The sequence below is a fragment of the Paenibacillus sp. UNC499MF genome (genome assembly GCF_900107975.1).
Lineage (GTDB): Bacteria > Bacillota > Bacilli > Paenibacillales > NBRC-103111 > Paenibacillus_F.
On record NZ_FNVF01000005.1, the window covers coordinates 231,627 to 255,225 of the forward strand.

General features: G+C 55.4%; 22 protein-coding genes and 1 riboswitch. Of the genes, 8 read left to right on the forward strand and 14 right to left on the reverse strand.

Annotation, left to right across the window (positions count from 1 at the left end):
* Positions 1–27: 27 nt before the first annotated feature.
* Positions 28–1,026 (forward strand): zinc-dependent alcohol dehydrogenase family protein, encoded by a 999-nt coding sequence (locus C4S74_RS13580; protein WP_103995847.1) that lies wholly within the window; start codon positions 28–30, stop codon positions 1,024–1,026.
* 372 nt (positions 1,027–1,398) lie between these two features.
* Here the strand turns inward: C4S74_RS13580 and C4S74_RS13585 are convergent, their stop codons facing one another.
* From C4S74_RS13585 to C4S74_RS13600, 4 genes are all read right to left on the reverse strand, one after another.
* Positions 1,399–2,283: a DMT family transporter gene (locus tag C4S74_RS13585; RefSeq protein WP_103995848.1), complete on the reverse strand. Its 885-nt coding sequence runs from the start codon at positions 2,281–2,283 to the stop codon at positions 1,399–1,401.
* A gap of 152 nt (positions 2,284–2,435) precedes the next feature.
* Complete coding sequence (sdhB, locus tag C4S74_RS13590) at positions 2,436–3,206, reverse strand: succinate dehydrogenase iron-sulfur subunit (protein WP_103995849.1); 771 nt, start codon at positions 3,204–3,206, stop codon at positions 2,436–2,438.
* Between the two features lie 2 nt (positions 3,207–3,208).
* A complete protein-coding gene (sdhA, locus tag C4S74_RS13595) occupies positions 3,209–4,981 on the reverse strand; it encodes a succinate dehydrogenase flavoprotein subunit (protein WP_103995850.1) in 1,773 nt (590 codons plus the stop codon).
* Positions 4,974–5,651, reverse strand: a complete 678-nt coding sequence (locus C4S74_RS13600; RefSeq protein ID WP_042233415.1) for a succinate dehydrogenase cytochrome b558 subunit — start codon at positions 5,649–5,651, stop codon at positions 4,974–4,976. Before C4S74_RS13600 ends, sdhA begins: the two co-directional genes overlap by 8 nt.
* 292 nt (positions 5,652–5,943) lie before the next feature.
* On the opposite strand from C4S74_RS13600, the gene C4S74_RS13605 reads away from it, so the two are divergent.
* The gene (locus C4S74_RS13605; RefSeq protein WP_103995851.1) at positions 5,944–6,843 is read left to right on the forward strand and encodes a LysR family transcriptional regulator; all 900 of its coding nucleotides are present in this window, start codon (positions 5,944–5,946) and stop codon (positions 6,841–6,843) included.
* A 319-nt stretch (positions 6,844–7,162) separates the two neighbouring features.
* Positions 7,163–7,384, forward strand: coding sequence for a hypothetical protein (locus tag C4S74_RS13610; protein ID WP_103995852.1), 222 nt, complete (start codon positions 7,163–7,165; stop codon positions 7,382–7,384).
* A gap of 138 nt (positions 7,385–7,522) precedes the next feature.
* On the opposite strand, the gene C4S74_RS13615 is transcribed toward C4S74_RS13610, so the two are convergent.
* Genes C4S74_RS13615 through C4S74_RS13625 form a run of 3 tightly spaced genes read right to left on the reverse strand, consistent with a single transcriptional unit; the run spans position 7,523 to position 10,845 of the window.
* The gene (locus C4S74_RS13615; RefSeq protein WP_103995853.1) at positions 7,523–8,806 is read right to left on the reverse strand and encodes a sodium:proton antiporter; all 1,284 of its coding nucleotides are present in this window, start codon (positions 8,804–8,806) and stop codon (positions 7,523–7,525) included.
* Between the two features lie 18 nt (positions 8,807–8,824).
* Positions 8,825–9,487: a TrkA family potassium uptake protein gene (locus tag C4S74_RS13620; RefSeq protein WP_103995854.1), complete on the reverse strand. Its 663-nt coding sequence runs from the start codon at positions 9,485–9,487 to the stop codon at positions 8,825–8,827.
* Positions 9,488–9,501: 14 nt separating this feature from the next.
* Entirely contained in the window at positions 9,502–10,845 is a 1,344-nt protein-coding gene (locus tag C4S74_RS13625) for a TrkH family potassium uptake protein (RefSeq protein ID WP_103995855.1), read from the reverse strand.
* 60 nt (positions 10,846–10,905) lie between these two features.
* Positions 10,906–11,054: riboswitch (cyclic di-AMP (ydaO/yuaA leader) on the reverse strand.
* 178 nt (positions 11,055–11,232) lie between these two features.
* On the opposite strand from C4S74_RS13625, the gene C4S74_RS13630 reads away from it, so the two are divergent.
* On the forward strand, positions 11,233–12,891 hold the full coding sequence (locus C4S74_RS13630; RefSeq protein ID WP_103995856.1) for a CPBP family intramembrane glutamic endopeptidase: 1,659 nt from the start codon (positions 11,233–11,235) through the stop codon (positions 12,889–12,891).
* Positions 12,892–13,217: 326 nt separating this feature from the next.
* On the opposite strand, the gene uvrC is transcribed toward C4S74_RS13630, so the two are convergent.
* The gene (gene uvrC / locus C4S74_RS13635; RefSeq protein WP_181024425.1) at positions 13,218–15,242 is read right to left on the reverse strand and encodes an excinuclease ABC subunit UvrC; all 2,025 of its coding nucleotides are present in this window, start codon (positions 15,240–15,242) and stop codon (positions 13,218–13,220) included.
* Between the two features lie 161 nt (positions 15,243–15,403).
* A complete protein-coding gene (gene trxA / locus C4S74_RS13640) occupies positions 15,404–15,718 on the reverse strand; it encodes a thioredoxin (protein ID WP_009676258.1) in 315 nt (104 codons plus the stop codon).
* A 259-nt stretch (positions 15,719–15,977) separates the two neighbouring features.
* Between trxA and C4S74_RS13645 the strand changes: the two genes are divergently transcribed.
* On the forward strand, positions 15,978–16,124 hold the full coding sequence (locus tag C4S74_RS13645) for a YqzM family protein (RefSeq protein ID WP_103995858.1): 147 nt from the start codon (positions 15,978–15,980) through the stop codon (positions 16,122–16,124).
* Positions 16,125–16,310: 186 nt separating this feature from the next.
* Positions 16,311–17,327 carry a globin-coupled sensor protein gene (locus C4S74_RS13650; protein ID WP_308458020.1) on the forward strand — a complete coding sequence of 339 codons (1,017 nt, stop codon included), beginning with the start codon at positions 16,311–16,313 and terminating at the stop codon, positions 17,325–17,327.
* Between the two features lie 130 nt (positions 17,328–17,457).
* On the opposite strand, the gene dnaI is transcribed toward C4S74_RS13650, so the two are convergent.
* Both dnaI and C4S74_RS13660 read right to left on the reverse strand, forming a co-directional pair.
* Positions 17,458–18,408: a primosomal protein DnaI gene (gene dnaI / locus C4S74_RS13655; RefSeq protein WP_103995859.1), complete on the reverse strand. Its 951-nt coding sequence runs from the start codon at positions 18,406–18,408 to the stop codon at positions 17,458–17,460.
* A 33-nt stretch (positions 18,409–18,441) separates the two neighbouring features.
* Positions 18,442–19,950, reverse strand: coding sequence for a DnaD domain protein (locus C4S74_RS13660; RefSeq protein WP_103995860.1), 1,509 nt, complete (start codon positions 19,948–19,950; stop codon positions 18,442–18,444).
* A 274-nt stretch (positions 19,951–20,224) separates the two neighbouring features.
* Here C4S74_RS13660 and C4S74_RS13665 point away from each other — a divergent pair, with 274 nt between their 5' ends.
* Positions 20,225–20,449, forward strand: a complete 225-nt coding sequence (locus C4S74_RS13665; protein ID WP_103995861.1) for a PspC domain-containing protein — start codon at positions 20,225–20,227, stop codon at positions 20,447–20,449.
* A gap of 94 nt (positions 20,450–20,543) precedes the next feature.
* Here C4S74_RS13665 and C4S74_RS13670 read toward each other — a convergent pair whose 3' ends face one another.
* On the reverse strand, positions 20,544–20,807 hold the full coding sequence (locus C4S74_RS13670) for a YuiB family protein (RefSeq protein ID WP_009676274.1): 264 nt from the start codon (positions 20,805–20,807) through the stop codon (positions 20,544–20,546).
* A gap of 193 nt (positions 20,808–21,000) precedes the next feature.
* On the opposite strand from C4S74_RS13670, the gene hemQ reads away from it, so the two are divergent.
* Positions 21,001–21,747 carry a hydrogen peroxide-dependent heme synthase gene (gene hemQ / locus C4S74_RS13675; RefSeq protein ID WP_103995862.1) on the forward strand — a complete coding sequence of 249 codons (747 nt, stop codon included), beginning with the start codon at positions 21,001–21,003 and terminating at the stop codon, positions 21,745–21,747.
* 217 nt (positions 21,748–21,964) lie between these two features.
* On the opposite strand, the gene C4S74_RS13680 is transcribed toward hemQ, so the two are convergent.
* A complete protein-coding gene (locus C4S74_RS13680; RefSeq protein ID WP_009676256.1) occupies positions 21,965–22,243 on the reverse strand; it encodes a hypothetical protein in 279 nt (92 codons plus the stop codon).
* A 131-nt stretch (positions 22,244–22,374) separates the two neighbouring features.
* Complete coding sequence (locus C4S74_RS13685) at positions 22,375–23,568, reverse strand: NAD(P)/FAD-dependent oxidoreductase (RefSeq protein ID WP_103995863.1); 1,194 nt, start codon at positions 23,566–23,568, stop codon at positions 22,375–22,377.
* Positions 23,569–23,599: the final 31 nt, after the last annotated feature.

Genomic DNA, 23,599 nt, shown 5'->3' on the forward strand with positions numbered 1-23,599 from the left:
CCAGTCAACCTATCGGAGGTGCTTCCCATGAAAGCAGTTCTTCTCGAAACATTCGGCGCTCCGGAATCGTTCTCCGTCGGAGAAATTCCTACCCCCGCCGTCCTTCCCGGACACGTGCTTATCCGCGTTGCAGCCAGCGGCGTGAATCCGATCGACACGCGGATCCGCCAGGGGCTTATGCCGCATCTCGCTCCGCATGCTCCGGCAGTCCTGCACGGCGACGTGGCAGGCACCGTCGAAGCCGTGGGCGAAGGCGTGACGAAGTTCCGGCCGGGCGACGAAGTGTACGGCTTTGCCGGGGGCTTCAAGGGCTTCGGCGGCGCACTCGCCGAATACATGCTGGCCGATGCGGAGCTCATCGCCCGCAAGCCCGCCTCGCTCTCGATGAGCGAGGCGGCGGCCCTGCCCGTCGTGGCGCTTACCGCCTGGCAGGGGCTGTTCGACCGGGCGCGGCTTCAGCCCGGCCAGCAGGTGCTTGTGCATGCCGCCGCAGGCGGGGTCGGCCATGTCGCGGTCCAGCTCGCGAAATGGGCCGGTGCCGATGTCTACGCGACGGCATCCTCCGGCGCGAAGCTGGACATCGCTTCGCGGCTGGGCGCGGACGGCGTTATCAACTACCGGACGGAACCGGTAGAGGATTACGTCCGCAGATGCACGGCCGGCGGCCAGGGCTTCGGCGTCGTGTTCGACACGGTCGGGAAGGATAACCTCGACCGTTCCTTCGCCGCCGCGCGCACGGGCGGCCATGTCGTCGCCATCGCCGCCCGCTCCACGCATGATCTCAGCCCGCTTCATGCGAAAGGGTTAACGCTGCACGTGGTGTTCACCGTGCTGCCGCTTCTGACCGGCGTCGGCCGCAAGCATCAGGGCGAGACGCTGGAGCGTCTTGCACGCCTGGCCGACGAAGGCCATCTGCGCCCGCTGCTGGACGAGCAGCGGTTCACGTTCCGCGACGCGGCGGGAGCTCACCGCCGCCTGGAGTCGGGCAGCGCGATCGGCAAAGTCGTGCTGACGAACGACCTGTAAGGGCGTGAGTGTCCGCGGATACGGAAGGCAGGCTAAGCTGTGGCAGCAGACTAGCCTGTGGGCAGCAGACGACCCATGCAGCGGATGTTGCGGTGTTCATGCGCCTCAGTTCTACTACCGATAGTTGGAGACCGGTCAGGGAGCCGACCCGCGCTTTCAGCTCTTAAGCTTCCAGCGGCTTCGTGACAAGTTCGCCCCGCCGGAAACCCGCGCGGCTGCCGCTAAAATGCTTTTTTCCCTAAACCTTACAAGCCTCAGGCTTCCCTTCCATAAAGCTAAAAGCACATCCTTGCAAAGAAAAGAGCCGAAACGCTGACGCGTTCCGGCTCTTTCTATGTTTTCCCGCAAGATGGGGTCGGCTGCGCCTCCAAATCAAGCCGGCTTAAGCTCCCCTGCTTTTCCCCTCCGCAGGTGAGGATAGGCGATTCCGAAAAGAATAAGCAGGACGCCCGCCCACTGCATCAATGATACGTTTTCCCGAAGCACCGCCGCCGACAGCACGACGGCTACGGGCAGCTCGGCAGCTCCCAGAATGGAACCCAGACCCGTACCCAGCTTCGGCATGCCGTAGTTAAAGCACACGGTCGGAATCACAACTCCGAACAACCCCACGAGCAGCGCATATTTCCAGAGCCCCTCACCGAGCGCGCCGTTCCATATAAAACTCGGCGTATGATATACGAATACGAGCAGAAGCCCTCCCATATTCATCATCAACGTCCGGTTAATGGCCGGAACTCCCGTGCTCACCTTGCCGCTGAAATAAATAAAACCGGTATATGTCACGGCGGACAGCAGGCCAAGAACCACTCCCGTTACGGGTAAATCGATGGAGCCGAGGTCGGCCACTCCGGAGGCCAATCCCGTTCCGATCAGGAGCAGAACGAGGGAGACCGCCTTCGCGCGGCTCGGTCTTTTGCGTTCCAGCACCGCTTCCAGAATGACGCCGATCCAGGTGAATTGGAACAGCAGCACGATGGCAATGGAGGCCGGAACCGTCTGCAGGGAATTGTAATATAAAATACCGGTCGAACCGGTTGTCAGCCCCACCATAAGCAGCGGAATCCACTGCCCCGGCTTCATCTTATAGCGGGAGAGCGCCAGAACGAGTACAAGCGAGATCAGCGTGCCGAACAAGTTCTGGGCGCCAACTACCTCACCCGGCTCGAAACCCGCGTCATACGCGAATTTAACGAACGTAGAGAGCATCCCGTAACTGCATGCTCCCAGGAATACCAGAATAATCGCTTTCCACATGATGTGCTCCTCTTCTCTCTTACCGAACTAACGGCGTGGAACGCTTTATTTCATTAGCATGCCGCAGATTTTCTTTTCATAACAAAAGCACTTCCGCGCGGAAGTGCTGCGCGGAAGTGCCGTATTCATTATTCTATGCGGGGCAGGCGTGATTACATGCCCAACCATTTTTTGAACAGACGTTTCGTGGTGTCCTTGTTCATCTCCGCAATGGAAGTCGTGAGCGGAATGCCTTTCGGACAGGAACGCACACAGTTCTGCGAGTTACCGCAGCCCTCGATGCCTCCGTCTTCCATCAGCGTATCGAGACGCTCGTCCTTGTTCATTTCACCCGTAGGGTGGGAGTTGAACAGGCGGACTTGCGAAACCGCGGCAGGACCGATGAAGCTTGTCTTCTCGTTTACGTTCGGGCAAACTTCGAGACATACGCCGCACGTCATGCACTTGGAAAGCTCGTAAGCCCACTGACGCTTCGATTCCGCCATACGCGGTCCGGGACCCAGATCGTACGTACCGTCGATCGGAATCCAAGCTTTTACTTTCTTGAGGGCGTTGAACATCCGGGTGCGGTCGATAACCAGGTCTCTTACGACCGGGAACGTACGCATCGGTTCAACGCGGATAGGCTGCTCCAGTTTGTCGATCAAGGCAGCGCAGGCTTGACGCGCTTTGCCGTTGATAATCATGGAGCAGGCGCCGCATACTTCCTCGAGACAGTTGGATTCCCAGCAAACCGGAGTCGTTTCGCCGCCGTCCGCTTTTGTCGGATTGCGCTGAACTTCCATCAAAGCGCTGATCACGTTCATATTCGGACGGTACGGGATTTCAAACTCCTCTTTGTAAGGAGCCGATTCCGGGCTGTCTTGACGGGTGACGATAAACTTGACCGTTTTGCTTGGTACTGCTGCTTGCGCTTCGGCCATGATCAATGCCCTCCCTCTTTCTCTTTCTTCTTCTTGTCCGTAGTGTAATCGCGTTTACGCGGTGCGATAAGCGATACGTCTACGTCCTCGTATTCGATAACCGGACCTTGAGGCGTCCACTTCGCTTTGGTCGTCTTCAGGAAGTTGTCGTCATCGCGTTCCGGGAACTCCGGCTTGTAGTGAGCGCCGCGGCTCTCGTTACGCAGAAGAGCGCCCAGCGTCATCGCTTCGGAAAGTTCGAGCATGTTCCAGAGCTGTCTCGTGAAGGCCACACCCTGGTTATTCCAGCGTGCAGTATCCGTCATGTTGATATTCTGGAAACGTTCTTTATATTCTTTAATCTTGACGATCGTATCTTCAAGGTTTTTGTTGTAACGCACGACGGTCATGTTCGAAGTCATCAGCTCGCCGAGCTCTTTGTGGATGACATAAGCATTTTCCTTGCCGTCCATTTTAAGCAGGCTTTCGTAACGATCGGTGTGCTTCTGCTTCTCGCGGTCGAACATGGCGGTGGACATATCTTCCACATGCTTGTCGAGACCTTGGATATATTCGATTGCTTTAGGACCTGCCACCATACCGCCGAAAATAGCGGATACGAGGGAGTTCGCGCCGAGACGGTTCGCCCCGTGAACGGAGTAATCGCACTCGCCTGCCGCGAACAAGCCCGGAATGTTCGTCATTTGGTTGTAATCGACCCAGATGCCGCCCATCGAATAGTGAACCGCAGGGAAAATCTTCATCGGAAGCTTCCGCGGATCGTCGCCTGTGAATTTCTCGTAAATTTCGATGATGCCGCCCAGCTTAACGTCCAGTTCTTTCGGATCTTTGTGAGACAGATCCAGGTAAACCATGTTCTCGCCGTTGATGCCGAGCTTCAGGTCGTTACAAACGTGGAAAATTTCACGGGTCGCGATATCACGCGGTACCAGGTTTCCGTAAGCCGGGTATTTCTCCTCAAGGAAGTACCAAGGCTTGCCGTCTTTATACGTCCATACGCGTCCGCCTTCACCGCGCGCGGATTCGGACATCAGGCGAAGCTTGTCGTCGCCCGGAATCGCGGTCGGGTGAATCTGGATGAACTCGCCGTTCGCGTAGTAAACGCCCTGCTGGTACACGGCGCTTGCCGCCGTACCGGTGTTGATAACGGAGTTCGTTGTTTTGCCGAAAATGATGCCGGGACCTCCGGTTGCCATAATAACGGCATCGGAAGAGAAAGTCTGAATTTCCATGTTGCGCAGATCCTGGGCCGCAATTCCGCGGCAGACGCCGTCGTCATCGATGACCGCGCCGAGGAATTCCCAGTGCTCGAACTTCGTCACGAGTCCCGCTGTTTCGAAACGGCGGACCTGCTCGTCGAGCGCGTAAAGCAGCTGCTGGCCTGTCGTAGCGCCGGCAAATGCCGTACGGTGGTACTTCGTACCGCCGAAACGGCGGAAATCAAGAAGACCTTCCGGTGTCCGGTTGAACATAACGCCCATCCGGTCCATCAAGTGGATAATGCCGGGAGCTGCGTCACACATCGCCTTAACCGGCGGCTGGTTGGCGAGGAAGTCGCCGCCGTATACCGTATCGTCAAAGTGCTCCCAAGTGGAGTCGCCTTCACCTTTCGTATTAACCGCACCGTTGATGCCGCCTTGGGCGCACACGGAGTGGGAACGTTTTACAGGAACCAGGGAGAAAAGCTGTACGGGCACACCCGCTTCCGCTGCCTTAATGGTTGCCATCAGGCCGGCCAGACCGCCGCCGACGACAATTACTTTTGAATTAGCCATTGCTGGTCACCCCTCCGATCATTCCGCTAACGACAGGAAGCTCCTGAAATTGCGGGTCTTTAAATGCTACGAGAGATGCGATGAACATCACGGACATAACAAGGAACAAGCCGATCCAGATATAGGAAGATACGCGTTGGGCGCGCGGGCCCACCGTGATGCCCCAGCTGACGAGGAACGACCACATGCCGTTTGTAAAATGGAAAGACGCGGCGATAACGCCGATTACGTATATAGTCAGCAAAAGAGGCTGAGATACGATGTCATGCATCGTCTGTCCTAAGCGTTCATGCTCTACGTTGCCGATTGCCACTTGAAAACGCGTTTCAAAGAAATGCCATGCCACGAACAGGAAGGTAAGAACCCCCGTGATCCGCTGCCACAAAAACATCTGGTTGCGGAAATAGCCGTAGCGGCTTACGTTGTTGCGGGCCGTAAACGCCACGTACAGGCCGTAAACGGCGTGGTACAGCAGCGGAATCCAGATCCCGACGATCTCGAGCACAAGCACGAGCGGCAGGCTGTTCAGCCAGTTGATTTGATCCACAAACGCTTCAGGTCCCTTAGTTGCTTCAAAGTTGGTAAGCAAATGCTCGATCAAGAAGAAACCAACCGGAATAACGCCAAGCAAGGAATGCAGCTTGCGGTTAAAATACGAGTTCTTGCCCATTAGTAATGCTTCCCCCCTCAAATTTTCGCCTCGACACGATACGTCTCGACAATTCCAGACAAAACCAAATTCCATTGTACTCCCCTGTCCGGGGACCGTCAACCGCCAAAAAAGGCACACTCATCGCTTTTTCCTGCCTCGGATTAGCGACAATGAGCCGAAATTTTTGTGAACAACTGGTGACATATACATCGTACCTCTTTATCGCTTATAATGGAATTGCTGTTTTTTTATATTCATTATAATATTTTTGCATAATAAGAAGAATTTAAACCCCAGGGAGGCACGGATCATGGAACATCTCGACGTTTTTGCTGTCGTTGTCGAACAGGCCAGCTTGAATAAAGCGTCGCAGGTGCTAAATTTGTCGCAGCCTGCCTTATCGCGCAAGATCATGAAGCTGGAGGAGCAGCTCGGCGTCCAGCTCTTCTCCCGGAAGGGCAAGCGACTCGATTTGACCCGGGCCGGCGAGATCGCATACGAGTATGCTTTGGAGCAGAGGCAGGGCGAACGCCGCTTCATGCAGACTCTGTACGAATATAAGACCGCCGGGCGCCATATGAGCCTGACCATCGGAGCGAGTCTGACCACGCTGCAGACCACACTGCCCGAGCTCGTAACGATGTACCTCGCGGAATATCCGTCTACGGACATGAAAGCCCTCACCGGCAAGACTCACGAGATCGTCATGATGGTCAAGGAAAAGAAAGTCGACATCGGTCTCGTCGCCTCTTCTATCGATCAGCCCGGCCTTGCCTGCGAGCCTCTTTTCGACGACCATCTTTGTCTGGTGCTGCCGCAGGGCCATCCTTACCTGGAACGCGAGGAGCTGTCCATCGCCGATTTGAACGGCCTCTCGATGATCCTCTTCTCCAAAGGCACCTGGTACCGGGTGCTCACCGACGAGCTGTTTCACCGCTTTTTCATTTTTCCCGACGTCAAAATGGAAATCGACTCGTTCGAAGCGATCATGCGGCTCGTCGTTACGTGCCAGGCGGCCACGCTGCTGCCGAGGTCGTACCTGCACGACCGTTCGTCCGAGCATGACGGGCTCTGCGTCCGTGAACTGCCCGAGCTTATGAAAACGCCGCGGACCACCTCGCTGATTTTCGTGAAGGAAACTCACCAGAACGAGGCGGTCGCGCATTTTATCCGCAAGGCCAAAGCGCATTTCGCGGGCTTGAGCCAGTAAGCCGGGCCCCGGCAAGGGCGGCAGCCGCGCGGGCGCCTGGAACCCAGATGCGGTCATGCCTGTATGACGGCCAAGCCCTCAGCCTGCGTCTATGCTCCAAGAAGCCGCCGGTAGTGCCTGCACTGCCGGTTGCACAGAACCTTGCGGCCCTGCACGGCCTGGCGAGGTTTTTTTCGTCAATGCTTTGTTAAACTGTGTTGTTGACTTTTTAATGAAGCAATCGGCAGCATAGTGGAATTGATTATTTCCGCTTGACCCTGACACTAATGTCAGGGCTTATAATATTTGTATAACCTGCAGAAAGGGAACAAGATAAGTTATGGATATTACTCCCCAAGAAGAAATCATGATTAAGGCTCTCCGTGAGGCTGCATTACCTCCTTTATTTGTGCTCATACGTGTTAGAAATGATATTTCAAACGATACTGTAAATATCGAAGAGAGTCGAAGAGATGACGTCGTAAAAACAATGGAAAAATACATCAGCCCATTATGGAAAGACTATCATGAGGGGAAAAATTCACAAGCCAAAGAAGAATGAACCACCGAATCGGGCGGTTCATTTTTCTTTGGTAAAAAACACTCGGGATAACAGAGCCTTCGTCAAAAAACCGCCCCTGCTGGAAGCAAAGGCGGTTTCGGTCCTCATTGATTTTATCTCCGATAGTCAAGCTTTCCGTTATTGCGGTCTCGGCTCCGCGGACGGGACGCTGTCCTTGCCCCCGCTGCCGCCCTCAGCAGCCTCCTCAAGGCCCAGTTTACGCGCCACAAAGGCCGTGGTGCTTGCCTGGAACAGGATGGTGATCAGCACCGCCATAAACGTAACGGAGGCGATCAGATCCGCATGGGCGATGCCAAGCCCCGCCACCATGCCCGAAAGAGCCGCCGGAATAACGCCGGTTTCCCTCACCCAAAACATAAACACAATCTCTCTCCAGGTCCATTTCGCTTTGCGGTCCGGAAGCGTGCAGACAAGCACGGCCAGCGGACGGGCGATGAACATGAACACGAAAATAATGCCGAGACTCGGCCACAAATACTTGAGGAGCAGCGGAAAGTTAACCTGGCTGCCGAGCAGAATGAAAATCAGCATGCGCATCAGAACAGTCACATTTTCCGAGAAATGGTTCATCTCCTGCTTTTTATCCTCCATATGAAGCTTGAAGACGTCGGAGTTGCCCCAGATGAGCCCGGCCGTGAACGTCGCCATAAAACCGCTGACTCCCAGATGCTCGCCCGCCAGGTAAGAGCCAAGAGCCGCCGCCAGCATCAGAATGGTCGCGTAATCGCGCAGAAAACCGATTTTGACGTGCGCGGTCAGGAAGGCTCCCGCATACCCGATAACGGCGCCGACCGCCAGCCCGCCCAAGGCGGTTTTCACAAACTGCCATATGCCCGAAGCGGCTGATACCTGCTCCGTTCCCAGAAGAACGGCAATCAGCGAGAAGGTAAGAATGGAGCCCGTCGCGTCATTGAATGCCGACTCGCTCTCCACCGTCTCCCGCACCTTGGTCCGGATTCTCACCTGCTTGAACACGGGAATGAGTGTAGCCGGATCGGTGGAAGATATGATGGCGCCGAGCAGGAGCGCGTGCAGCCAGGGCAGGCCGAGAAACCAGTGGGAAGCGGCCGCGACCGCCCCGCACGTAAGTATGACCCCTGGGATGCTCAGCAGTGTGACGGAGATCCAGACATGCTTCAGCCCGCTCAGCCGGATATTGCGTCCTCCGTCGAACAGAATGAGCGTCGAGCCTATGATCAGAATGAACTGGTTGGTCAGCGAGCTGCTCGGCTCGGCGATCCAGTGAAACGCTTGTCCGAAAATCATTCCCGCGATCAGAAAAAGAGCCACATCGGGCAGGCGGAGCCACCCCGCCAATTTGCCGAACAGCATGCCCAGAACCACGATCAGGATAAATAAATACAGCTCATAATCAATGAGCTGTGTAAAACTATTCTCCATGCGCATACGCCCCTTTTCTTACCGGATTACGCGGCTCTCAAACGTATCGATCTGCTCCTTCGTGCCGATCACGACCATGACGTCTTTCTCGTGCAGGACATCTTCGGCGGTAGGCGCGATAATCACGTCGTCCGTTTTATTGATGGCGACGATGCTGCAGCCGTATTTGGCCCGCGGATCGAGCTCTTTCAAGGTCAGGCCGGATATACGCCGGGATACGACGAGCTCGGCGATCGTGTAGTTTTTGGACAATTCGATGTAATCGAGAAGATTCGGCGACACCAGCTGATGAGCCACCCGCACGCCCATGTCCCGCTCCGGAAAAATAATCCGGTCCACGCCGATTTTCTCCAGCACTTTGGCATGCTGATCGGTCAGCGCCTTCGCGACGACCGTTTTGACGCCAAGCTCTTTCAGCAGAATGGCGGCCATGATACTCGCCTGGATGTTGTCCCCGATAGCCACGACGGCGCAGTCGAAATTACGGACGCCGAGCGAGCGGAGAACCTCTTCGTCCGTCGCGTCCGCCACTACGGTATGGGTGAGCTTGTCGCTCATCTCGTCCACTTTCTCTTCGTCTCTGTCAATGCCCAGCACCTCATGCCCGAGCTGAGTCAATTCTTTGGATAAACTGGAACCGAAGCGTCCGAGTCCGATAACTGCATATTGAATGAAAGCCATTGTTTTGTTTCTCCTTAACCTATCGTGATTTTTCCTTCGGGATAACGGTAAAGCTCTTTCTCGGCCTTAGGCTGCAGCGCATATGCCAGTGTAAGAGGACCGAGACGTCCGGCGAACATGGTGAGGGCGATCATGACCTTACCGAACAGGGTAAGCTTCGTAGTCAGCCCCAGGGTGAGTCCAACGGTGCCGAATGCCGAAGTCACTTCATATAAAATCATAAGAAACTCGTGATCTTCCGTCGTAGACAGCAGCATGGTGACAAAAATAACAAGAAAAAGTGCAAACATCGTCAGCGTGATCGCCTTCAAAATTCGTTCCTTGCCGAGACGGTTGCGGAAGAAGACGATATCTTCTTTACCGCGCACCATCGCGACGATGGCTCCTACAAGCATCGTAAACGTAGTCGTCTTGATCCCGCCCCCGGTAGATCCCGGAGAAGCACCGATAAACATCAGGATGATCATAAAAAATTGAGTGGCCTGGCGGATAGCGGCGAGATCAAGCGTGTTCGCCCCCGCCGTACGCGGTGTGACCGATTGAAAAAACGAAGCGAGAATTTTGCCGCCGAAGTCCAGCGAACCCAGCGTTTTTGAATTGGAATACTCGAAGATGAAAATCACGAGCGCTCCGGTCACGATCAGAATACTTGTGGCGCTCAGCACCACCTTGGAGTGGAGGGTCAGCCTCTTCGTTTTCCGGTAATCCATCACATCGGACATGACGATAAAACCGATTCCGCCCAGAACGATGAGCGCCATCGTCACTACATTGGTAATAAAATCGTCGGCGTAAGCGGTCAGCGAAGTGAAGGGGCCCGTGATCGGACCGAACAGGTCAAACCCCGCATTGTTGAAAAAGGAAACGGCGTGCCAGATGCCATAGTACAGCCCCTTCGGAAAACCCAGATCCATCGACCAGCGGGCCGTGAACAGGACGGCCGCGATTCCTTCGATCGTCAGCGAGTAAATCAGTACTTTCCGGAAAAGGCGTACAATGCCTTCCATGCTGCCCTGGTTCAAGGCTTCCTGGAGCAGCAGTCTTTCGCGGAGCGATATCTTCTTGCGCAGGATAAAGGCAAAAAGCGTCGCCATACTCATGAAACCGAGGCCGCCGATTTGAATGAGCGAAATAATTACGATTTGCCCGAACGTCGTAAAATGCGTTCCGGTGTCAACCACGACCAGACCTGTCACGCAGGTAGCCGAGGTGGCCGTAAAGAGGGCGTCGATGAACGGAAGCGGAAGCCCGTCCGTTGACGAGATCGGCAGCATCAGCAGGCCGGAGCCGATAAAAATAATGAGCGCGAACCCGAGAACGAGAATCTGCGGCGGCGTAAATCTCGACTTTTTTAGCACATGATTTCCTCCTATATGAAGCACAAAAAAGACACTGGAGTCCCACTGCCCTTTCGGTTATGGTTCCTGCTGGTCGCCTACGAAGTTAGCTGACGGATTCGGATGTACAGGCCACCCTATTTACCCTGCCCGATTCAGGCACAAGCGGTAAAATTCACCCCAATGTATGGTTCCCCCGTTTTCCTGCGGAAATTCGGCGTATGAAGTTGTGCGAAGAAATGATCATCCGCATTATATATCTGTTATTAAACAAGCACAAAGCCCTTTTAACCGGATTTTACGGGAGGAAACTTAGACAATCTTCCTGCAGCTAACTGGGAGACACGAATTGGCATCCTTACGCAAACTGTGATACGGTAAAAAAAACGATCGGTGAAGGAGCTGACCATGAAAAAATACGGTCCGGATAAACCGCTGCTGCTTCTGGCCCTGACCGGATTCCTTCTGTATGCGGCCGTGGTTTATATCTACAATACCGGGGCCGCTCCCGCCGGTTCCGATCCTTACGAAACGGCTGCTTCCATTACGAAAGAACAGGCCGCGGACGCGGCGGTCGAATGGCTGCGGCAGCGGCCGGACACCGCTATCGAAAGCGGCACAGGCAGCGTTGCCGCCGGAGGCTCTCCCGGTACTTTCGTCAGCTATCAATCGGAGAAGGAACTGAGCGGCTATCTCACCAAAGAGAAGCTTCAAAAGGTGTATGACAAAAGCTACGCCAGCCGGATACCCGTCGATTACTACCGGGTAGAGGTCGCCGAGCCTTCTCCCTCGGACCGCAAGTGGATCATCGACATCCACATGACGACGAAAGCCGTCATCGGCTGGTCCGGCACCGGCGGCGAAGAGCGGGCGGCCGTGTCCGCCCCCGATGCGGAGAAGCTCGCCCGGGACGCGATAACAAGACAGGGCTACGAAGAGGCGGAGTTCAAGCGGATCAGCCCTCCTGCCGCCAAATCCGGCCAGCTGCTGTTCGAGCGGCAGAAAGAGCCTGTCGGGGACGCGAAGCTGACGATCGGTGTGGAGCTGGACGGCGCCTCCGTTTCCTCGTTCACCCAGTCGTTCGGGCTTCCCGCCGCTTTTACCTCATGGCTGGAGCACCAGGAGGATACCGCCTCCATGTGGACCCGCATCAGCTTGTGGGGGAACGGCCTGATGGCCCTGATCGCTCTGGGCTACACCGTCCTTAAATGGAGGACGGTCGATTTTTCGCGGGGCGCCCTGTTAACGGCCGTGTATGCCGTGATCTACGTCATGAACAACATCAACATGTACCCGGCCTACAAAGCCGGCAGCACACTGACGAGAAGCGGTCAGGAAGCGATGCTTTCGATCGTGCTGATCAATTTCGTCACGCTGCTGATGGCCGCGGCCGTCTACTTCTCCTTCACGGCGGGCGAAGCCTTGTGGAGACGCGAAGGAAAGTCCGTCATGCCCCGCTGGCGCGACGCCGACTTCGGTTCGCGCGTAACCCGCGGCATGGTGCAGGGGTATCTGCTCTGCCTTTTCCTGCTCGGCCTCCAGCAGGTGCTGTTCCTTGTGGCGGAGAAAGGCTTCGGCGTCTGGTCGGTGAACGACCCGATGTCCTCTCCCCGCAACATGCTGCAGCCCGCCCTTCTTCCGCTGATGGCTTGGGCGGCGGGCATATCGGAGGAAGCCACCTTCCGGCTGCTAGGCGTCGCCCTGTTCAGCAGGCTGCTCCGGTACAGATGGCTGGCCGTGCTTCTGCCGAGCCTTATCTGGGCGGCGGGACACACCGCCTACCCGATCTACCCCGTGTACACCAGGCTGATTGAGGTAACGGTGCTCGGCCTCGTATTCGGCTATGCCTTCCTGCGGTACGGGTTCCTGACCGCCCTTTTCGCCCATACGGCCATGGACAGCATCCTTATGGGCCTGTCCCTGCTCACGGGCGAAGGACTGACGGCAAGCACGCCTGCGCTCGGCCTGCTCTATATGGCGCTGCCGGCAGCGGTCGCCCTGGCGGTATCCTGGCTCCACAAGCGGGGGATGACCCGCGCAGGCAGGCACAACCGGCGGCCCGTCTAGGATCTGCAGCGGCTTCTTGAAGCGGTGTCCTAATGTCAGTGTCCGACTACATCCGCCTGCAGAAGCACTTCCGCAGACTTCCAGGCACTCGGTGCTGACACGGCACAACCCCCCACCTACCGCCTGCCACCTGCCGCTGAACGGCACCAGCCGTTGGATTGACCCCTGTCACCCGACGCGTGGTCCGGCCCAGCCTAGTGAAGCGGAAACGCAAACCACTCGCAGCGGGCATCGCCCTGCGCCTGAATTCTATGGCAACCGGACAGCGACATAAGCGAGTGTTGTCACGCAAACGATCATCTTGCACAAAAAAAAGAGGAACCGTCTCAAATGGACGGTTCCTCTTGTTCTTGTTCTCCCCGCAGGGCGGTCAATATTTGTGCGGCGAGCTTCTCGCCGATTCCCAGAGGCCGGAAGTCTTCGACTGCGGCCTCCTTGATTTTTTTCACGGACCCGAAATGCTTCAGCAGAAGCTTCCGGCGTTTCTCCCCGATACCCGGAATGGCATCGAGCTGCGAAACGACCATCGACTTCGCCCGCCGCTCCCGGTGGAACGTAATCGCGAACCGGTGGACTTCGTCCTGGATCCGCTGAAGCAGGTAAAATTCCTGGCTGTCGCGCGGAATCGGCACGACTTCGGCGGGATCGCCGGCCAGCAGCATCGCGGTTTTATGCTTCGCGTCCTTGGAAAGACCGCACACCGGAACAAACAGCCCCAGCTCGTTCTCCAGCACGTCGATCGCGACCGACATCTGCCCCTTGCCGCCGTCCACAATGATCAGATCCGGCATCGCAAGGTTTTCTTTCAGCACCCGCTCGTAACGGCGGCGGATGACTTCCCGCATGGACTCGTAGTCGTCGGGTCCCTGTACGGTCTTGATCTTGTACTTGCGGTACTCCTTCCGGTCCGGCTTCCCGTCCGTGAAGACGACCATCGCGGCCACTGGATCGGAGCCCTGGATGTTCGAGTTGTCGAACGCTTCGATCCGTGTGACAGGCCCCGTACCGAGCCAGCTGCCGAGATTTTCTACAGCCAGCACCGTGCGCTGGGCGTCCCGCTCGATGAGGCGGAACTTCTCCTCCAGGCCGACGCGCGCATTGTCTTTGGCCATGTCGACCATCTGCTTTTTCAGCCCGCGCTGCGGAAAATGCACTTTCACTTTCAGCCAGCTCTCAAGCGCTTCCTTCACGTCTTTCTGCTCCGCGGTCGTCGGCATGCTGCGCGAATCGGCAGCGGCGTGTTCCTCAGCTTCCGCAGCGAGCGGCGGCGACGAGACCGCCTCTTCCGGGGCTTCCCGCAGGCTCTCAGCCGCTGATCCGCCCTCATCTCCGGACGGACGGACAGCCGCTCCCGCCGCAGCCTCCATACCGGCGCTCAGGCTTCCTGCCGGCAGCTCCTCCCGGCTGCGTCCGGGCAGGAAAATTTCCTTCGGCAGCGCCGGGTTCTCGCTGTATACCTGCATCACGTAAGTGATGAAGTCCTCGTACTCGTCACCATAGTACGGAAACATGGTCACATGCCGTTCGATCAGCTTGCCCTGGCGCATGTACAGAATCTGCACGCACATCCAGCCTTTATCGGCGACATAGCCGAAAATATCGCGGTCCACCACATCCGTCGTCGTAATCTTCTGCTTCTCCATGACCGCGTCGATGTTCACGATCAGATCGCGCAGCTCCTTCGCCCGCTCGAAGTTCAAATCTTCGGCCGCGGCGTGCATCTTCGAGGTCAGCTCCTGCTTGACCTGTTCGTGACCGCCGTTCAGGAAGCGTACAATCCCCTGCACCATCTCGTCATTCTGCTGCTGCGTGATATCATGCTCGCACGGGGCCAGACATTGGCCCAGGTGGTAGTACAAGCAGACGCGGTCCGGTATCGTTTTGCACTTCCGCAGCGGATACAGCCGGTCCAGGAGCTTTTTCGTCTCCTGCGCGGCAAACGCGTTCGGATACGGCCCGAAATATTTCCCTTTGTCTTTGACGATCTTGCGAGTCACTTCCAGACGCGGATGCTCTTCATGGGTAATTTTGATATAAGGAAACGACTTGTCGTCTTTAAGCAGCACGTTGTAGCGCGGATAATGCTGTTTGATCAGGTTGCATTCCAGGATAAGCGCCTCAATGTTGCTTGAGGTCACGATATATTCGAAATCACGGATTTCCGACACAAGCCGCTGTGTCTTCCCGTCATGGCTTCCGGTAAAATAAGAACGCACGCGGTTTCTGAGCACTTTGGCTTTCCCCACGTAAATAATCGTGCCTTCCGCGTTCTTCATAAGGTAGCAGCCCGGCTTATCCGGCAGCAAGGCCAGCTTGTTGCGGATATGCTCTTCGCTCTCCTCGCGGGTCATTCTGTGGAGAGGTTCTCCCCCCCGTTCTTCCGTCACTGCCTCTCCCTCCTTAGGCTTCATCTATCGAAAAAATCATGTCTATATCGCATAAATGACAAAAAAGCTCCTTTTCAGCATAGCAGAAAAAGAGCTTTTTCTCATCGTTTGATTGCGCGAGGCAATTATTGGTGACGGGAAAGAACGTTCTTGAGCGCGTCCTTCGATTGGAAACCGACGACTTTATCGACCGGTTGACCGTTTTTGAATACGATCAGGGTCGGGATGCTCATAACGCCAAAGCGGGAAGCGGATTCGGGATTGTCATCCACGTTCACTTTCGCGATTTTCAGGCTTTCTTCCTCTTTAGCCAATTCTTCCAGAACCGGTGCAATCATCTTGCAAGGTCCGCACCATGGTGCCCAGAAATCAACGAGAACCGTGCCTTCTCCTTCTACTTCACCTTTAAAGGATTGGTCTGTTACGTTTACGATCGCCATGATTTCTTCCTCCTCATTTATCTAAAAGTTCATCGAAATCCTCAGCGGATCCGGATATTGTCAACATGTAAAGTATACCACAATATGTCGGTTTTTCAACCGAACAGGGCAAGCCCTAAAATCTGGCATCCTCCGGGTTGTGCCAACTTTGTCATGCTTTGAATCTCCGGGCATCTTTACAAGTTTCGCGAAAAATGGGTATACTGGCAATAAGCCTACGTCTGCTTATTTTCGGGCGGACAAGTGAGGAGGAACAGGCATGAGCGATCCTAAACATCCGGAACTTCATCTCAATGAAGAGCCCCGCAACGACTTTATGGATGTTGCCCTCGGTTTTGGCGGATTCTTCGCCGTTTTGATGATCATTTTCATCATTGGGGTCATTATTAAACTGGTGATCGGATAATCCGGACCGCCTGAAAGAAACCTGCTGCATATGCGGACAGGTTTTTTTCTTGTTTTCATCTGCGGGGATCGGGATAAAATTGCCTTTTGTCTCCATTCAAGCAGGACTTTGGTCTCAAAACGGAGAATTCTGGTAAGAGGCCGTTTTACGCCCTTCCTAATAACAGGTGAAACTAGAGAAAATGGGGTGCCCTTTTTGATTCAATTGTCTGATGACCGGATGAAGCAGGTGCGTTTTACCGGCATAACCGAGAATGACCTGCAGCTGCTAAAAGCAAATGAACCCGCTTTCAAGGAAGTCGTGGAAGAGGTGGTGGAGCAGCTCTACGAGCAAATCGCCGCCGAACCCGAGCTGAGAGAACTTATCTCGCGTCACAGCACACTGGACCGCTTGAAGCAGACGCAGGCGGATTACTTCCTGTCTATGGCTTCGGGCGTACTGAACGAACAATATATCCAGAACCGGCTGATCGTAGGCAGAGTTCATTCCCGGATCGGTCTGACAACGGAATGGTACCTGGGAACCTACATGCTGTATCTCGATCTGTCCCTCCGTCATTTTAAACGCGTCCTTCCGGACGGAGCCTGGCTTGAAGTGGTTCATGCCCTGACGAAAATGTTCAATCTTGACTCGCAGCTCGTTCTGGAAGCTTACGAGCATGACGAGAAAGCTAAAATACAGCAATTGGCCGATGATCAGGCCATCATGCTCTCCGGCATTTCCAAAGCCGTTCAGGACCTCGCCTCCATGATGGTCGAGCTGAGCAGCAGCAGTCAGATCGTAGCCGAGACGGCCGTACAAACCGCGGAATCCCAGGATAAATCGCATCAATATTTAAAAGAGCTTGAGGAAGAAGTCGGCCATATCCACGCGATGGGCTCTCTCATGAAGGAAGTGTCCGAGCAGACCCACCTTCTCGGCCTCAATGCGGCCATCGAAGCGGCCCGTGCCGGCGATGCCGGGCGCGGCTTCGAAGTCGTCGCGAACGAGGTGCGCAAGCTCGCCTCCCGCTCCCGCGAATCGCTGGAGCTGATCGAGGACAAGCTGACCGCGATCCGCACGATTCTCGGCACCGTACACGGCGAGTCCGAGCAGACGTCCATCTACGCGCGCACGCAGGCCGCCAGCTCCCAGGAGCTGAGCTCGTTCGTCCAGATGGTCGAACAGGTCGCGCACGATCTGGAGCGCCTCAAAAACAAATAAGCCGGACAACTTCCCCTCCGGCTTCACCTTCCCTGCTCCACGGCATGCTGGCGGCATACCGCGGAGCAGGACCACAAGAGCCGCCTGCGGATCGCATTCCGCGGCGGCTCTTGGCGTACACGGGCGGCAGCTAAGCCCCCCGTTTGTTATATCCGTCTACGGTCACGACTTCGACGTACGGCCGCACCCGGTCCATAATCCGCTGACCTTTGTACTCTTCGTCACCGTCTTTGTTCGTAAAGCTGAAATGCTTCTCCAGCGCGTCCAGATCGTAATTGGACGTAAAGAATGTCGGCTTGCGGTTCATCCGGTAGTTGAGAATCGCTCCCAATACATGGTCGCGAAGCCACGGATTAAGATTCTCCGCTCCGATATCGTCGAAGACCAGAAGTTCCGTTTCCTTCAGCAGCTCGATCGTCTCCTTCAGCTTTTGCGGCTCCCCGAACATCCCCTTGAGATCCTCCGCAAAATCCGGCATGTACACGATGGCTCCCGTGAAGCCTTTTTTCGCGAGCTGATAAAGCATATAGCACATCAGGAACGTTTTGCCGGTGCCGAAGGAGCCCTGCAGGTACAGCCCTTTCTTCTGCAGCCCTTCTTCCGTTGTCCGCATCACGTAGTCGTTCAGGAAATCGACGGCCTTGGCGCGTTCCATATCCGTCCGCAAAATATCCGTGTACGTATGCTCCCGGCTGAGCGCCTGCTCGTCGATGTGAAACGTGCGGATCCGGCTGCGGATCGCATCCTGGGACTGCTTCGCTATAAATTTGCGGCAGGCCGTTTTTTCTTCATGGATATAAGTGCGGCCGCCGTTATCTTCCACGTTAAGCATCGTATAATGCCCCTGCATGTCGTTAGGGCACCGCTCCAGCCCCGGGCAGTTCAGGCAGTTCTTATGCTCCGTCGCATACTGGTACAGACGGTTCATATTGATTTTCAGCGTATGATCGTCGAGCTGCGGATATTGTCCGCGAAGCTTCAGAATCAGCGGATCCTCCAGCACCTGCTTGGCCTGTTCCTCCGCCCTTTGCATCCATGTGCTCTTGGGCATTTGTTTCAGCATTTCGGACAGGGATTCCATCGGGGTTCCTCCTCCCGCCATTGTCTAGAACTCTCAGGAATTAAACATTTCGTCAAGCTTCTTCGCTTTGCGCAGCATCGCTTCCAGCTCTTCCTCCGTCACGCGGGACGTCTGCCCCTTGTTCTGGACGATCGGAATCTGCGGCTTCATCTGCTTGCCTGCCGTGCGGGCTTTCCCTCTGCCGGCATAACCGCCGGAAGCTTTGGCCGCCGCCGCTTTGGCCGCCGCCTGCTGCCGGAACTGCAGCCGCTGGCGCACATATTCGACGGCCTGCTCGAACGAGGCGATCTGCTTGCCGAGCATGTCCGACGCTACCGCTTCGATGGACGACTTGGCCCAGGAGCGTTTGTCGATATGAATGTAATGAATAAGAACGTTAATGACTTCTTCTTTCAACTTATAATTGAGATCGATTTTCTCGAAAATGTCCAGAACGCCGTTCGGAACCGGCCCCTGGGTGAAAAAGCTTTGCAGAACGAGGGTGTAAGGCTCGTTTTTAAGGAGCGAATTGTACTGGTGTTCATTGTGCGATCCCTGCAGGAACGCGGGAACTTCCAGGTAGTACTGCATTTCCACCGACCGCGCTTCTTCTTCGGATTCGGTCGTATTCTCCCCGGGGGCCGCGGACTCCGCACGGTGAAGGAAACGCTCGCGCTCCTCATCCCGCTTCTTGCCCTGGCGGAAATACAAATTCGCCTTATACTGCAGGGAATCGATCTGAAGCTCGCCGTCCTCGTCGAACATTCCGTCCTCATCCAGCAGCCGGACCGTTTCCTGCAAAGTAAGACTGTATTTCCTGGCAACCATATTAATGGAGATCATCGTTTCGGGCTTGTACTTGAGATTCTCGACATAGATGCGGTTAAACGATTCCCGGGGGTACCGGGTGATGAGATCCGCATAGGCGTAGCCTTTGGTCGTCACGTCCAGCGCCTGCGCCGTCTGTTTGCCGGCCGACGCTTCGTACAGGGCCTGCTCCAGCTCGTAATCGATCACCTGGGTGTTCAGGCGGAACAGCTCGTAGAAAGGCACCGACAAATTCTCGCTGTCCGCCCCCGCCAGCTCCGCAGGTTCCGGCATCGTAAGCTCGTCGCGCAGCGACAGCAGCAGAAACTTGCCGATTTTGTCCCGCAGGAGCAGGGTCAGATGCTGATTGCGGAAAAATTCGTTCGGCGACAGCGGGCAGAACAGCGTGTATTCATAAATGTAGTCGTCCTCGTCCTGCATGTAGATGCGCGACGTCTGAAGCAGCCCGACGGCCTCCAGCTTCGAGGATTGCTCGATGAACAGCTTGCGGCTGCGCTCCCCGGGATCGAGTTCCAGCGATAAAAAAAGCTTGCGCTGCTGCTCCAGCCCGGCATAGCCCGTCTTGTCCGACGGAACCTGCTGGTAGAGCGTATGGTACAAGCTGACGGCATAGCCCCCGATCATCGGCTGATAGATCGAAGACAGCATTTTATAATCAAGACTGCTTAACGCGAAATCCCGGTATACGCAGAACCGGTGATTTTCTGTAAAATGCAGCAAATTGGTCAATCGCATAGCATCAAACTCCATCCGTACCTTAAAAGGTCTGAACATCATTTTACCACAAATCTCGACAGGGAAGGGAATGAAAAATGTTACCTGGCCTTAATGACGAGGGGCCGCCCCGACTAAAGTCTAACTCCAAAACCGCCTTAGGGCCGTTTTGGCTCTCCTCCCGATCCGGTAAGATAAAGACATGAAATACGGAAACGGCGCAAGACAAACGATCCGGACCGGTTCCGGACAATTAATCGACCAAATCGACCAAAATCAAAGGAGAGATTCAATCATGAATAAACTTTTCCGTTCCAGAACAGACCGTAAGCTTACCGGACTTTGCGGAGGGCTTGCCCAATACCTGAATGTAGATCCGACCGTCGTCCGCCTCATCGCCGTAATCGGCGTCCTGTTCAGCTTCGGCACCTTCACCCTGATTTACATCATCGCTTCCCTGTTCGTTCCCAAAGAGCCTTACGCAGGATACGGCTACAACGATTCTTATCACTCGTATTAATCGGCTGCGGCAAGCCCACAAATGAATATCCGTTCCAATAAGAAAGCCCGGAGCTGATGCTCCGGGCTTTTGCTGGCTGTATTCACAGCGCGTTCTAGAACATTTTGAAGCCTTTGATTCTGAGCGTGCGGATGGTTGTCCCGCTCACGACGGCCCCGATGAGCCCGCCGATGACCGGGGCGATGTCCACCGCCGTAATCGATGTCATTTTGTCGCTGTAATAGAAGCTCAGCCCGATGATCAGCGCCACAAACGCATAGACCGGAAACCAGGTCGTTTTCATCAGCATATTTAGAATAAACCCGAGTCCAAAAAACAGCACGAACATCAGGACGATGACGATGACCAACTGAATCAAAATCGGTCCACTCCTTTTACGCATTCTTCTCTCTATTGTAAAGCAATTTCCACAGTCAGGTAAAGTGTCCACATCATGAACATTAAGCGCTCGACACCGTTTGTTCATTTGCCTTTTGAAAGCGGAGCCGATACAATGAGAAAGATTGGTAAGACCCGAATTCCCCTAGATTAAAGGAGGGTTTCCGTTTCTTATGAGTGAAGCCATCGAAACATTAGAAGGTTGGTACGCCCTGCACGATTTCCGCCGCATGGATTGGAACGCCTGGAAAGAAGCGTCTCCGGAAGAGCGCAAGCGCGCGGAGGACGAGCTTCGTTCGTTTATCGGCGAATGGGCAACAATTGAAGATAATAAAGAAGGAAGCACGGCGCTGTACAGCATCGTAGGCCAGAAGGCCGATATTCTGTTCATGCAGCTTCGCGAAACGCTCGAAGAGCTGAACGATCTGGAGACCGCCTTCAACAAATCGGCGTTCGCCAAATACACAATCCCGGTTTACTCGTACGTATCGGTCGTCGAGCTGAGCAGCTACATGGCCAAGCCGGGCTCCGATCCTATGGAAAATCCCGAAGTTGTCGCACGCTTGAAGCCGACGCTGCCTAAAGCAAAGCACATCTGCTTCTATCCGATGAACAAACGCCGCGAAGGCGGCGACAACTGGTACATGCTCGACCTCGAATCGCGCAAAGCCATGATGCGCAGCCACGGTATGATCGGCCGCAGCTATGCCGGTAAAGTCAAACAGATCATCACCGGCTCCGTCGGTTTCGATCTGTGGGAATGGGGCGTCACGCTGTTCGCCGACGATGCGCTGCAGTTCAAGAAGCTCGTGTACGAAATGCGCTTCGACGAAGTGAGCGCACGCTTCGGCGAGTTCGGCGACTTCTATGTCGGCAACCTGCTCGACAATGACCGCCTCGGCCGTCTGCTGGACGTATAGCCGCCCCGCGGCAAGCAAAAAAGCCTGAACGTTTCCCTTAGGGAAAACGTTCAGGCTTTTTTGTGCCCGCCGGGAGAGGGCCGCCGGCGCAGCCCTGCGGGCAAGAACCGCGGGTAGAGCGGCTCCCGCAGCTAAGATGCCCCGCCGCGAAGGCGGCAGCCCCCTCGCCCGCAAGGAACAAAAGCCGCACCTATGTGCGGCTTTTGTCTGTTCATGCTCAGTCCTCGTCGTCTTCCTCCGCGATCCGCTTCATCTCGGCTTCCATCTCCGCCTTACGGCGCAGGTAGTCCTCCGTGTCGCGGTCGCGCTGGCGGCTCTTCTCCTTGAGCCGTTCTATCGCCGGAAGGATAAGAATGTCGATCTCCTTCTGCACGACGGCCACATGACCGTATTCCTTCTGGTTCTCCAGATAGTGGCCGACTTCAATCAACGCATTGTAGCGGTCCAGCTCGCTGCGCGTCAGAAGGCCGCGCACCTGTACACTGCAGTGTCTCATTTCGTATGTACTCCTCCCCTGGCTGCTTCATCCTTTCGTATAGCAAAAAAAGCCGCCCCGGCACGCCCTTTGCGGACGGCTGCCGTTGGCGGCTTTCGGTCTCGATCATCTTGGTCTGGCCGGGAAGCCGGTTAGCGCAGCTTTCCTTTGCGGACCACGAGCGGAAGACCGCCGATCGTATACAGATAGCGCATATCGATGACTTTCTTCATAAGAGCCGCCGTACCGCCCTTCATTTTCTTCGTGCCGACGATGCCGATGGCTTCGCCCTTGCCCAGGGAAGCTACCGTGCCGCGGTTTACGAACGCGAATTCTTTCAAAGCGTTCCCGCGGATGGAAGCCACGAGGTTGAACGCGCAGTTCTCCCCCTGCTGGGTCGCGATTTGAGCCGTCGGCGGGTATGGCCTGCCTTCGGGATTCATCACCAGGGAGCAGTCGCCCGTTACGAAAATATTGTCGTAACCCGGAGCACGCAGGAATTCATCGACCTGGATGCGGCCGCGCATCGTTTCGAAGCCCGCGTCCTCCAGAAGACGGTTGCCGCGGATTCCTCCCGTCCAGATGACCGTGCCCGCTTTGATGAATTCGTCCCCTGCGATGAGGACGCCTTCCGGCGTGCATTCCTTGATCGCTGTGGCGATTTTGAACGTGACGCCCTTATCGGTAAGCAGGCGCATCGCATACTCCACCAGCTCCGGATCGAAACCGGGCAGAGCCGTCGGAGCCGCTTCGATATTGTAAATATGGACAAGCGCAGGGTCCACGTCGAACTCTTTGCACAGCTCGGGAATACGGTCCGCCAGCTCACCGACGAATTCGATGCCGGAGAAGCCTGCCCCGCCTACGACAAATGTAAGCAGTTCCTTGCGGTCCGGCTCCTGCTTGAATCTGGCGAACTGATATTCGATATGTTCGCGGATATGACGTACGCTGTTAATGCTGCGGATCGTCATCGCATATTCTTTCAAACCCGGGATTCCGAACGTTTCCGGCTCGCCGCCGAGACCGATAACCAGATAATCGTAGGACAAGGTGCCGTCTTCAAGGATGACTTTCTTCTCCCCCGGGCGTATTTGAACTACGGTCGATTTAACGAAGTCCACTTTGAATTCATCGATCAGAGAGGAAATATTGACGCGTGCATTATCAGGTTTATCCGTTCCGGCTGCGGGCATATGCAGATGGGTCGTAATATAATGATAATCATGCTTGTTCACCAGCGTTACGTCCGCTTCGTTATAATTTAACAGTTTCTGAAGACGTAAAGATGTTACAACACCACCGTAGCCAGCGCCCAATATGACTATCCTTGGGACTCTACTCATTGGTTCTCTCTCACTTCCATACTTTTTTAAG